Source organism: Rufibacter sp. JT3400010, assembly GCF_054956755.1.
In genome coordinates this window covers 153,035-164,959 of record NZ_JBUDXA010000001.1, presented here as the reverse complement: position 1 = coordinate 164,959, position 11,925 = coordinate 153,035, and the positions used below count along the sequence as shown (strand labels likewise).

Genomic DNA, 11,925 nt, shown 5'->3' with positions numbered 1-11,925 from the left:
TTATTTATAAGTCAATGTTAGGGATATAGATCACTTTCTTAACCCAACTCAGCTGGCGGAGGTACTCCAGCGAGATCGGGCGGAGCCCGGAGTCCATTTCAATGAATTGGCGGGCCACGTCATTGCGGCCTTTGCGGGACACGTTCATGGTGGCAATGTTGCAGTCATCATGGGCAATGATGCTGCTGATAAAGGCAATACTGCCGGTCACATCATCGGCGTCAATGATCAAGGTGTGCAGGTTAGCCGAGAAGTTGGACGGGAAACCGTCTACCTCCACAATGCTGATCACGCCACCGCCCCGGCTTTGGCCAATCACTTCGGCGGTATTTCCGTTGGCAGCGGTCAGGTTCAGTTTAATGGTGTTGGGGTGCATGGTAGACGCATTCCCCACAGATTTAAACGTGTACTTCAACCCTTTCTCGGCCGCATAGGTAAAAGACTCCTTGATGCGGGTATCATCTGTGTTGTAATCCAGGAGCCCCGCCAGAATGGCTCGGTCGCTGCCGTGGCCTTCATAGGTGCGGGCAAACGAATTATAGAAGGTAATGGTAGCCTCTACGGGAGCTGCGCCCAGTATTCTGATAGCCGCCCGCGCAATACGCACCACCCCGGCGGTGTGCGAACTGGAAGGACCTATCATAACCGGACCAATCATATCAAAAATGCTGCTTTTCTCTGCCATTGTCTTTGTGCGTTCTTCCGGCATCAAAGTTAAAGATATTGTTTACCCGTGGGCAGCCGCTGCCAAAAAAACCGAAGTAAACCTTAAGTTGGTATGATGCCCGTACCGGCTTATCAGTTGCCCCGGCCCCTTCGTTTCTTTCTTACCTTAAGACTTCAAACCAATTTCTTTTACTTTCTTTGTCGCAAGTAAAGAAAGTAAATTACAACATTCAGAAAATAATATATGCCAGACCACACCTTCTCCCCTCAGGTAATGGAGCTGTTGGAGCGTCTTCAGCAGAAATATGGCCACATGGGCCAAGACCTGGCGTCTTACCTGGAAGGGTTGCTGTACTCAGATTACATCAATTACTGGGACTACATTCACCTGGACACCCTGCTAAGTTTGCAGACGCCCCGCACCAAAATACCCGATGAGGAAATCTTCATCATGTACCACCAGATTACAGAACTTTACTTCAAGCTCTGCCTGCATGAGTACAGATTGATTGGCGAAGACCCTGCGCCTACGGCGAAGATGCTCATCACGCGCATAGGTCGCATTAACCGTTACTTTGAGAATCTGATTGATTCCTTTGATGTGATGGTAGACGGCATGGACCCCAAAGAATTCCTGAAGTTCAGAATGGCCTTGATGCCCGCCAGCGGTTTCCAATCGGTCCAATACCGGAAGATAGAAATCTGCTCCACGGATCTCTGCAACCTTACAGACAAAGCCCGCCGCGAGGCATTAGGCCAGCAGAGCACCCATGAAGAGATGTTCGGGTGTATTTACTGGAAAGAAGGTGCCACCGAGGCCGCCACTGGTGCGAAGACACTAACGCTGCTGCAGTTTGAAGAAAAGTATGCGGCCGAACTGATGCAGCACGCGCGGGAGTATCAGACCAAAAACATATGGGCTGTTTATAAGCTACTTTCAGAAGAAGAGCAGCAAAACGCCAAACTCCTTGCCCACCTAAAAGAACTGGACAGCAACGTGAACGTAAATTGGCCGCTTATGCACTACAAATCGGCGGTACGCTACCTGCAACGCGACCCTGAGATCATTGCCGCCACCGGCGGTACTAACTGGCAGAAGTATCTTCCTCCCAAGTTCCAGAAGCGCATCTTCTTCCCAGACATCTGGACGCAGGAAGAGAAAGACAACTGGGGCAAAGGCTGGGTCAATAACATTGTGGGCGAAGTAGACTGAGTTTGTGTAATAGTGGCGGGAGCAATTGCTCCCGTTTTTTGTTTATGTTCTGTTTTCTGGAAAGCAGCTGTGAAACAGGAATAGCTAAAAGCATTTTGCTGATAGACAGCAAGCGTATTATAACAAGTGTTCACTCGCTCGCCTCTGGCGAGTGTGAGCTACCTGCGGCGTCCCGCCACTATAAGAAGATGTTGTTAAAAAGGTAGCAAGGTGCTGCCACTCGGCCAGAGGCCGCAAGTAACCCACACTCGCCAGAGGCGAGCGAGTATTAGTCTTGTTTCCTCAAAACTAGCACCAAAACAAAAAAAGGCTGCTCTTATTAGAGCAGCCTTTTTGAATTCTAAACTACGGGGTCCTTATGGATTCTGAGGACCGAAGTTAGGGTTGTTAGTGATTTCCAATTGTGGGAACTGATAGATAAACAGATCACTGTTGGCAGGCGTAGTACCCAGTACGGCGGTATGGTTTCCGGTGCGTACCAATGGCTTCTGTAGACGCTTGATGTCCATCAGTCCGAAGCCTTCGCCGTAGAGTTCTTTTCTTCTTTCTACCCAGATCTCGTCCACCAAGTTAGTACCAGTAGTAGTTGGTTTCACCGCATCAGCAGCCACCGTGAAGCGTTGCTGACGGAGTTGGTACACCAGTTGCTGGGCGGCTTCGTTCTCGCCTAAACGAGCTTTAGCTTCAGCCTCAATCAGGTACATTTCAGCAGCACGCATCAACACGAAGTCTCCGCTTAGGTCTGGAAGGTCCTTGAACTTGGTGATGGTGTACCGGTCTGAGTTGGTAGTACCAACCGCTTCTTGGAACTCTCTACGGGCGTCTGTCAAGGCAAACAACTCCACAAACTTATCGTTTGCCCGGATGTTGTTGTACCCTCTGCGCACGTAGGTTCTGTTTCCTTTTGCGTCAACGGTATAACGGCCGTCAATGGTGGAGAAGAAAGAGGCGTAGCCTACCTGCTGATCAGCAGCTTGGGCTAAGCCCCAAATCCATTCACCATTCGCGTAGTTGTTGAAGCCTTCTTTGTAAGCAGAAGGAGTCATCAAAGGATAACCAACTCTTGCTTTGGCGGCAAAGTCAGCAGCTAAAGCCCACTCTCCCATTTCCAGGTACACACGTGCTAATAAACCTTGCGCTACGTTTTTGTTCACGCGGCTTTTAGCGGTTCTGGTGGTAGGCAAGTCGCGTTCGGCAACTGTCAGGTCTTCCAGAATCTGAGCGTACACTGCTTTAAGGGTAGCTCTAGGCTGGCCTTGGGTTTGGGCGGTGGTTTGCTCCAATACCAAAGGAACGGCCAGTGCATCTGGGTTTTTCAGGTACGTATGTTGGTACGTTCTGGCCAGATTGAAGTACCCGTAAGCACGAAGTGCTTTTGCTTCCCCTTCAAAAGCAGCTAGCTGTTGAGTGGAGATGCCTGGTACGTTTTTCGCGTTCGCGATAATGTTGTTGGCATTGGTGATCATGTTGAAATTGGTTGCCCACAACATGTACGTACCGCGGTAATTAGCCAGCTTATTGTCTAACACATACTGGAAATTAAACCAGTTGCTGTTGGCCATCACATCCTGCCCCATTACGTCCCAGGTAAGGTTGAAGGCTGGCACTCCGTAGTTGTCATGGCTGGCCGTGGAACCAGCGTTCACCGGAGCGTCACGCATTAACCGGTAGATACCGTTCAAAGCCGCCTCAACGCCAGCCGTAGAGCTGAACGCCTGCTCGTAGGAAACCGCGTTGGAAGGAACTGTCTCCAGGAAATCATCCTGGCACGCTCCTAATCCAAGAGTTGCTCCCAGCAGGACTGTATATATTTTCGCTTTATTGATTTTCATTTACTAAGGTTATTTGTCTGTAATTAGAAAGAGGCACGTACTCCAACGGAGTAAGTCTTCATGGTTGGGAAACTGTTGGAAGTTAAACCATCCAGAGATTGCTCTGGGTCCATTCCGTCCAGTCCTTTAGACCAGGTCCAAAGGTTGTCGCCTTGTACAAAAACTCTCAAACCTTTCATTCTCAAACGCTCCTGCACGGCTGCTGGCAAGGTGTAGCCCAGTGTCACGTTACGCATGCGTATGTAAGAAGCATCTGTTAAGAAACGCGAAGAACGGGCATTGGCATTCAGAGATTGGCTGGTACCCAGGCGAGGTACATCTGTGATGTCACCAGGGTTCTGCCATCTGTCTAAGATGTCTGCGTTCCAGTTGTACCCGGCAGAGGCACCACCACCCATCAGACCGCTGTAGTCTGTGTTCAGGATTTTACCGCCAAAGCTGTAGTTGAACAACAAGCCTAAGTCAAAACCTTTGTAGTTAAGGTTGTTAGAGAAACCTCCGGTTACTTTTGGCAACGCGTTACCTACATAGTAACGAGTGGCTTTAGAGTAATCAGTGGTGGTTTGTCTTTCTATCACACCTTCAGCATTTTTAACGTCAGTGTACCACATGCTTAGACCAGTTGCCGGATCTACGCCAGCGAAATCTTCAATGAAGAAATCATAGATAGATTGACCCACTTTGTACTGCTTGGTTCCAGAAAGAATGGTAGGCTGTGGCAAGCTGGTAAACTCATTGGTGTTTTTAGCAGCGTTCAGGTTTACAGACCAGCCAAAGTTTTCTTTGTCAATGATGCGGGCCGTAATGTTTGCTTCAAAACCTCTGTTGCGCATAGCACCTAAGTTGTCAGAAACAGACACGAAACCGGTGGATGGTGGCAATGGCTTGCTTAAAAGCAGGTCTTTCGACTCTCTGTCATAGTAGTCTAAAGACACATCAACCGTTTTGAACACCGTTGCATCCAAACCAACGTTGAAGATAGCTTGCTTCTCCCATGTCAACAGCGGGTTCTCTAACGTAGAAACAATCATACCTGGGGCAGAAAGGTCTGGATAACCGGTGTTGTACACGCCTCTGTAAGCATAGTAAGAAGAAAGGTTCTCGTTACCAGACGTACCGTAGCTAGCCCGCAGTTTCGCGTTGTTCACCCATGACAGGTCTTTGATGAAGTTCTCTTCAGATAATCTCCAGGAAGCACCAACAGAGTAGAAGTTACCCCATCTTACATCTTTCTGAAAACGGGAAGAACCGTCACGGCGGAAGGAAGCAGACAGGTAATACTTGTCTGCCAGGCCATAGTTCACCTGACCCAAAAAGCTTTGCAGCGCGCGTCTGTCTCTCTGTGAGTTGGAGCTCACAATAGTAGCGGCGTTGTCCAGCTCGGTCATGCCTTCAATAGGAATGAAACCGGTTTTCTGGGTAGACACAGAGTTAGAAGACAGGTTGTATACCTCAAAACCACCCAAGGCGTCTACTGAATGAATACCGAAGGTTTTGTTCCAGCTCAGGATATGGTTGAAGGTGTACTCTGTGAAAGAGTTTCTGCTTTGCGTACCACGGCCTCCAATGGAGCCAGAAGCATCACCGTATTTAGGGTTGTAGAACGTTTCGCCACGGTAGTTGTCACCGTTCAGCGCCAAGGTTGTACGGTATTTAAAGTCTTTCAGGAAACCAACTTCGGCATAACCGCTCCAGCCCCAGGTCAGGTTGTTTCCTCTGATAATGTCCAGAGCTGTTGTACCTACTGGGTTGCTGTTACCGCCGTATGGACGGGCTGTGTTGAAGTCAAACTCCTGGTCGCCTGTGAAAGGTGAACCATCGGCGTTCTTTCTTCTATAGATTGGGTAAATGCTGGAGATGTTTCTTCCCCATGACACCACGTTCCGGAAGGAAGTACCGCTGGAAGTAGGCGCATTCTGGTCTGTATAAGAAATGTTGGCACTAAGACCAACCTTAATGTTGTCTCTGAGTTGTGAGCTCAGGCGCAGACGGGAAGAGTAACGTTTAAAGCCAGACGTGATGAAAGCACCTTCCTGGTCCAGGTAGTTACCTGAGAAGTAATAGTTGCTTTTCTCGTTACCGCCTTGTACGCTCAGATCATATTCCTGACGCACGGCTTTTCTGTACAACGCATCTCTCCAGTCTTCATCCCAAGCAGGAGTTAAGCCTGGTTTGATTTTACCATCTAAGCCAACCGGCTCTACGTCGCTGAACGGATTGTATTGCTGTCCGTTACCAGCACCCGCTAAACGGGTAACTACGGTCTTAGAAGCATACTCCTCTGGTGACGCAAATTTACCTTGCCACAATGACGCAGTAGCTCTGGCATCGTTGCGAAGGGCTTCCCAGGTCAATTCATACATTTGGCTTGCATTCACGGTTTTGTAATCATCCACGGCAAAGTCAGAAACCCCCACGGTGGCCCCAAACGTAATGGTTGGTTCTTTAGGCGCAGATCCACCTTTGGTAGTGATCACAATTACCCCGTTAGCAGCTCTGGAGCCGTAAAGAGAGGCAGCGGTGGCATCTTTCAACACGGTCATAGACTCAATATCATGCGGGTTGATGGCGTTGATATCTCCTGAATAAGGAGCACCGTCTACCACATACAGAGGCGAGCTACCCGCGTTTACCGAACCTACCCCACGAATACGCACGGTACTGGTAGCACCTGGCTGCCCGCTGGACGAAGTTACTTGCACCCCGGGAGCTAAGCCCGATAGCGCTTTAGTTACATCATTGGCCTGCATTTTCTCAATGGACTCAGACTTCACAGAAGATACAGAGCCGGTATAAGATTTCTCTTCCGCCGTTCCGTACGCCACCACTAATACCTCATTCAATTGCGTCTGGTCAGCCGTTAAAGCAACGTTGATGGTAGTTTGGCTTCCAATAGCTACTTCCTTGTTGGCGTAGCCAATGAAAGTAAACACCAGCGTACCGTCTGCTGAAGGCACCGATATTTCGTAATCACCAGTAACACTGGTTGGAGCCGCGTTTGTGCTCCCTTTCAATTGAACAGTAACCCCAGGCATTCCCTCGCCTGTCTGTGCATCGGTTACTCTTCCTTTTATTGTCCGACTTTGTGCCCACGCATGGCTTACCAGCGTCAGCAATAAGACGAAGCTAAAAAATATAACTTTCTTCATTTAGGTTTTTGATTATTTAAGAGCGGAATACCTTGCTTTCTGAAGTTGTTTGCTTGTAATTGTTTCAGATAGTGCAAGTTGTCTCTATTCCACTCGCAAAAAGATTAGTTCCTATTTTTCAACGCTTAGGTAGGAACTGGTGTGTTTGTCTTGGCCAGCAATACTTTTTAACTGGTTTAAGCGTTTTAAGATGGTCAATGCTAAAATAGTTCTTTTGTTTTCTTCCTCGCTCCCCCTCCTTTCATATCGATATTATTCAAATCCAGAACTTTTCTGGACCACAAATAAAACGCTCATAGAGGAAGAATTAGTTTATGTACTATTCTTTTTTTAAAAATTCTTTATAATATTAAATACTTCTTTAAAATATTATAGAATCTGCAAAGCATTTTGTTATAATTACCAGAAAGTCTTAAAAATCAAGTAAGGGCTTCTTAACTAGCTGAAGAGTAGATACAGAAGGAAAATGGGGTACTGACACTTGGGTGGAAGAACTTTTGCTTTTACCCATCTTTTGGTAAAGGCAGCCTGAAAACGAATTTTATAGCCCGGTTTTCGGTTACGGAAGAGTACCTATCTTTGTACAATTAACAAAGAAGAGGGAACATCACTCACCCAGATTTAAGGTTAACTACCTTACCACACTACATGAAAAAAGAACTTGACTTGGTCTTAGCGCCCGAAGTAGCCTATGACCCTGCCCTTCTGGAGCGTGAGCTCCTGCAACAAGCCGGTATTCTCAACCCCGAAGACGCCGCATTCATCCATAAGATAAAACGTTCTATTGATGCCCGCGGCCGCAAGGTGCAGGTAAAAGTGCGCGCCGATGTTTATACCCAAGCGCCAGATCTCTCTACCCTGCTGCCCACCTACACCTATCCAGAACTTAAGCCAGACGCCAAACGGGTCCTGATTGTAGGGGCTGGCCCGGCCGGATTATTCGCCGCCATGCGGTGCATTGAGCTGGGCTTGAAACCGGTGGTAGTGGAGCGCGGAAAAGACGTACGCGCCCGGCGGCGGGACCTGGCGGCCATCAACAAAGAGCACATTGTGAATCCAGATTCCAATTACTGCTTTGGCGAAGGCGGCGCCGGCACGTACTCAGACGGAAAGCTCTATACCCGCTCTAAAAAACGCGGTGATGTGCAACGCATCCTCCAGATCATGGTGCAGCACGGCGCCACTACTGATATTCTGTTTGACGCGCACCCGCACATAGGCACCAATAAACTGCCCGTTTTAATTGCTGAAATGCGGGAAACTGTGCTCAAAGCCGGTGGCGAAATCCATTTCAACACGCGGGTCACTGATTTCATTCTGGAGAAAGACCAGATGAAAGGTGTGATTACTCAGGATGGTTCCTCTATTGAAGGAGAAGCGGTGATTCTGGCTACGGGCCACTCGGCCCGCGATATTTATGAGTTGCTGTACGCCAAAAACATTCTCATAGAAGCAAAACCGTTCGCTATGGGTGTGCGTGTGGAGCATCAGCAAAGCCTTATTGACGGCATTCAGTACCATTGTGACGGCAACCGGGGGCAGCACTTACCGGCGGCTTCGTACGCGTTGGTGCACCAGGTGGCCTACAAAGGCCAGGAGCGGGGCGTGTTCTCGTTTTGCATGTGCCCTGGCGGGTTCATTGTGCCTTCGGCCACGGCGCCCGGCGAAGTGGTGGTGAACGGCATGTCCCCTAGCCGCCGAGATTCCAAGTACGCCAACTCTGGCATTGTAGTGGCGGTGAACCTGGAAGACATGGACCTGAAACAACACGGCGCCCTGGCCGGACTACGCTTACAGCAAACCCTGGAACAGAAAGCCTGGGCGGCGGCGGGTGGTACGCAGGTGGCTCCGGCTCAACGCCTGCAAGATTTTGTGAAAGGCAAGGTCTCTTCTTCTTTGCTGGTTACTTCCTATCAACCAGGGCTGGCCAGTGTAGACATGCTGGAGGTGCTTCCGCCCATGATAGGCCAGCGTTTACGGGGTGGTTTTCAGGAATTCGGCTATAAAATGCGGGGTTACTTAACCAATGATGCCCAGATTGTGGGTGTGGAAAGCAGAACCTCTTCGCCGGTGCGCATACCCAGAGACAAGGAAACGTTGCAGCATCCGCAGATCAAAAACCTTTTCCCTTGTGCCGAGGGAGCCGGTTACGCAGGGGGCATTGTGTCTGCTGCCATGGACGGCGAAAGATGCGCCGAGCAGGTGGCCTTGTTGGTACGCCGCTAACCCTGGGCCTGTTTATGAGTATAACTACTCATGGACGTTTAGCCCCTGTAGTTCTCACATTAAGTTAAAAACAATGAAAAAGACAGTAGTAGTAGGCGCTTCAGATAACCCCTCCCGTTTTAGCTACAAAGCCGTGAATATGCTGAAACGCTACGGCCACGAGGTTGTTCCGGTAGGGATTAAAAAAGGGGAAGTAGCAGGTTTAGCCATTGAGGTTGAGAAACCTACCGTAGACGAAGTAGATACCGTTACGCTGTACGTAGGCCCGCAGAACCAACCCAGTTGGTATGACTACATTCTGTCCTTGAAACCAAAGCGCATCATCTTCAACCCGGGTACTGAGAATTCAGAGCTGGAGAGAAAAGCCCAGGAACAGAACATCAAAACCATGCACGCCTGTACACTGGTCATGCTTTCGGTAGGAAATTATTAAGGAATTTCCTTTTCTGCACATACTATAAAAGAAGCGTTTAGCGGCTGTTTTATCTAAAACAGCCGCTAAACGCTTCTTCATTTTGGTACGGCTGCTTCCTATTATTTTATCAAATATTCGCGTGCCTTAAAGAATTGGCAACCTTTGGTTCTTTGGCTGGTTATGGTACAAGTACTACTTTTGAACAGAACCGTACCCAGCATACATGGAGAAGAAGATTCTTGTGGTGGAAGATGAGGCAAGTCTAGCCGAGATGTTACAACGTGGATTAAAGCAGGAAGGCTACTCGGTGAGCGTGGCCATGAGCGGCAGCACCGGCCTGAAAATGGCGCTTGATTTTCCCTTTCACCTCATCATTCTGGATTTGATGTTACCCGAGATGAACGGCCTGGAGATCTGCCAGAAGTTGCGGGAGCATCAGGTAGAAACGCCCATTCTCATGCTGACCGCCCTGGACTCGCCGGAGAACATAGTGATAGGTCTGGACAGCGGGGCCGATGATTACCTGGTGAAACCTTTCAACTTTTCTGAACTGAACGCCAGGATCAGAACCCTTACCCGCCGGTCTCACAACGCCATTGCCCCTCAGAATAAAATCAGAATTGCAGACCTAGAAGTTGACCTTTTAGGAAAGCAGGTTTCCCGTAGCGGCAATAAAATAGCCTTAACTGCCACCGAGTTCCGCTTGCTTAAATTTCTGGCCCAGCACCCCAAACGAGTTTTATCCCGCATTGAGATCCTGGAGAACGTCTGGAATATTGACTTCAACCTGGGTACCAATGTAGTAGATGTCTATGTCAATTACCTGAGAAAGAAGCTGGACAAGGATTACGAGCCCAAACTCATCCATACCATCATTGGCATGGGCTATGTACTCAAAGAAGAAGAAGTATGACCATTCAGACCCGGGCTACCCTCCTCTTTTCAGTCCTGACCTCGCTGGTGATTCTGCTGTTCAGCGGGTTTATCTATTTCTTCGCCAATCACTACGCCTTTGAAGATTTTTACAAGCGCCTGGAAACTCGGGTGAACCTGGCCTCGGCCATTCACCTGAACATTAACGCCACGGCCGAGCCCGAGGAAATACAGCGACTGCGGCAAGCGTACCTGGAGAAATTACCCGAAGAGAAAGAGTATATTCTGGAGGTACCGGAGGTAAACCCCTTGGCGAAGCTCCGTAGTAAGGAACTCCCGGTTGCTTTTCTGGCCGAAGTGATGCAGGATAGAAAAGCGCGTTTCCGTTCGCAGGAGGCTTTCTTTGCCGGTACGTTGCAGAAAACAGGTGGTAAACAGTATCTGGTCATTGTCTCTGCGAAAAACCCGTATGGTCTGGAAGAAGTGACTCACCTCACCCAAGCCCTGCTGGTAGGCTTCTTTCTGTCTGTGGTGCTGGTTTTCTTTCTAGGGAAACGTTTCACCAGACACACATTTCTGCCAATCAGGGACATGATTAAAAATGTGCAGGGTATTACTGCAGGCAACCTGAATCAAAGGCTGGAGGTGAGCACCAACAAAGACGAACTCAATGAGCTGGCCCAAACCTTCAATGACATGCTCATTCGGCTGGAGACCGCTTTTGAAACCCAGAACAACTTCGTGAGCAACGCCTCGCATGAACTCCGTACGCCGTTGACCATTATCAAGGGCGAAGCCGAACTTGCCCTGGCCAAACCCGGCCTTTTGCCAGAACACCAGAAAGCGGTAGAGAAAATCCTGCATGAATCTGATAAACTGAAGGACATTCTGACCAGCCTCTTAGGTATAGCCCAAAGTGGGTTTGATGGGAAGAAGCAGAATTGGGAACTGGTGCGCATTGACGAGCTGCTTTGGCTGGTGAAAGAATCGGCGGACCAACTCTACCCCGACAACAACATTCAGATAGATTTCAGCCAATTGCCCCAGGATGAAAGTCACCTGCTGGTCAATGGCAACGTGAACCTGCTCAAATTGGCCCTCAGCAACATTGTCCTGAATGCTTGCAAGTATTCCAATTACCAGGCCGTACGGGTGCAGATTTCCGTGGAAAACGGGCAACTGACCATAAACGTGCAGGACAAAGGCATCGGGATTCCGGAGGAGGAATTGCCGTACGTGTTCGTGCCTTTCTTCAGGGCCTCCAACACCTCAGACTTTGAGGGCCACGGCGTAGGACTTCCTTTATCACTCAACATTATACGCCTGCACAAAGGCAGCATTGGCATTCTGACTCAGGAAGGCTCCGGCACCGAGATTCGGGTGCATCTGCCCTTAGCCGAAGCCGTTTAAAGCAATTCCATTTATTAAGTGTTTTAAGAAAATCAGCATGAAAACAGGTTGGCAGGGCTAGCCTTTGCCTGTAAAATTCACTTAGCGCACAATAAAATTGTCTGTAAATCAAGCGGTTGATGGATTAATGTGAATTCTAAT

The 11,925-nt window shown here is 49.0% G+C and carries 8 protein-coding genes; 5 read left to right on the top strand and 3 right to left on the bottom strand.

The features are described from left to right. Positions 1–4 precede the first annotated feature (4 nt). Positions 5–685, bottom strand: a complete 681-nt coding sequence (gene sdaAB, locus ACY0JR_RS00660) for an L-serine ammonia-lyase, iron-sulfur-dependent subunit beta (RefSeq protein WP_462631860.1) — start codon at positions 683–685, stop codon at positions 5–7. Between the two features lie 225 nt (positions 686–910). On the opposite strand from sdaAB, the gene ACY0JR_RS00655 reads away from it, so the two are divergent. Then, on the top strand, positions 911–1,879 hold the full coding sequence (locus ACY0JR_RS00655) for a tryptophan 2,3-dioxygenase family protein (protein WP_462631859.1): 969 nt from the start codon (positions 911–913) through the stop codon (positions 1,877–1,879). A 356-nt stretch (positions 1,880–2,235) separates the two neighbouring features. On the opposite strand, the gene ACY0JR_RS00650 is transcribed toward ACY0JR_RS00655, so the two are convergent. Together ACY0JR_RS00650 and ACY0JR_RS00645 are read right to left on the bottom strand one after the other, a co-directional pair. Further along, the gene (locus tag ACY0JR_RS00650) at positions 2,236–3,711 is read right to left on the bottom strand and encodes a RagB/SusD family nutrient uptake outer membrane protein (protein WP_462631858.1); all 1,476 of its coding nucleotides are present in this window, start codon (positions 3,709–3,711) and stop codon (positions 2,236–2,238) included. A gap of 23 nt (positions 3,712–3,734) precedes the next feature. After that, on the bottom strand, positions 3,735–6,860 hold the full coding sequence (locus ACY0JR_RS00645) for a SusC/RagA family TonB-linked outer membrane protein (RefSeq protein ID WP_462631857.1): 3,126 nt from the start codon (positions 6,858–6,860) through the stop codon (positions 3,735–3,737). Positions 6,861–7,508: 648 nt separating this feature from the next. Here ACY0JR_RS00645 and ACY0JR_RS00640 point away from each other — a divergent pair. From ACY0JR_RS00640 to ACY0JR_RS00625, 4 genes are all read left to right on the top strand, one after another. Then, a complete protein-coding gene (locus tag ACY0JR_RS00640; protein ID WP_462631856.1) occupies positions 7,509–9,086 on the top strand; it encodes an NAD(P)/FAD-dependent oxidoreductase in 1,578 nt (525 codons plus the stop codon). Positions 9,087–9,159: 73 nt separating this feature from the next. Further along, entirely contained in the window at positions 9,160–9,519 is a 360-nt protein-coding gene (locus tag ACY0JR_RS00635) for a CoA-binding protein (RefSeq protein WP_462631855.1), read from the top strand. 205 nt (positions 9,520–9,724) lie between these two features. Next, entirely contained in the window at positions 9,725–10,414 is a 690-nt protein-coding gene (locus tag ACY0JR_RS00630; RefSeq protein WP_462631854.1) for a response regulator transcription factor, read from the top strand. Further along, entirely contained in the window at positions 10,411–11,784 is a 1,374-nt protein-coding gene (locus ACY0JR_RS00625; RefSeq protein ID WP_462631853.1) for a HAMP domain-containing sensor histidine kinase, read from the top strand. Before ACY0JR_RS00630 ends, ACY0JR_RS00625 begins: the two co-directional genes overlap by 4 nt. The last annotated feature ends 141 nt before the right edge of the window (positions 11,785–11,925 follow it).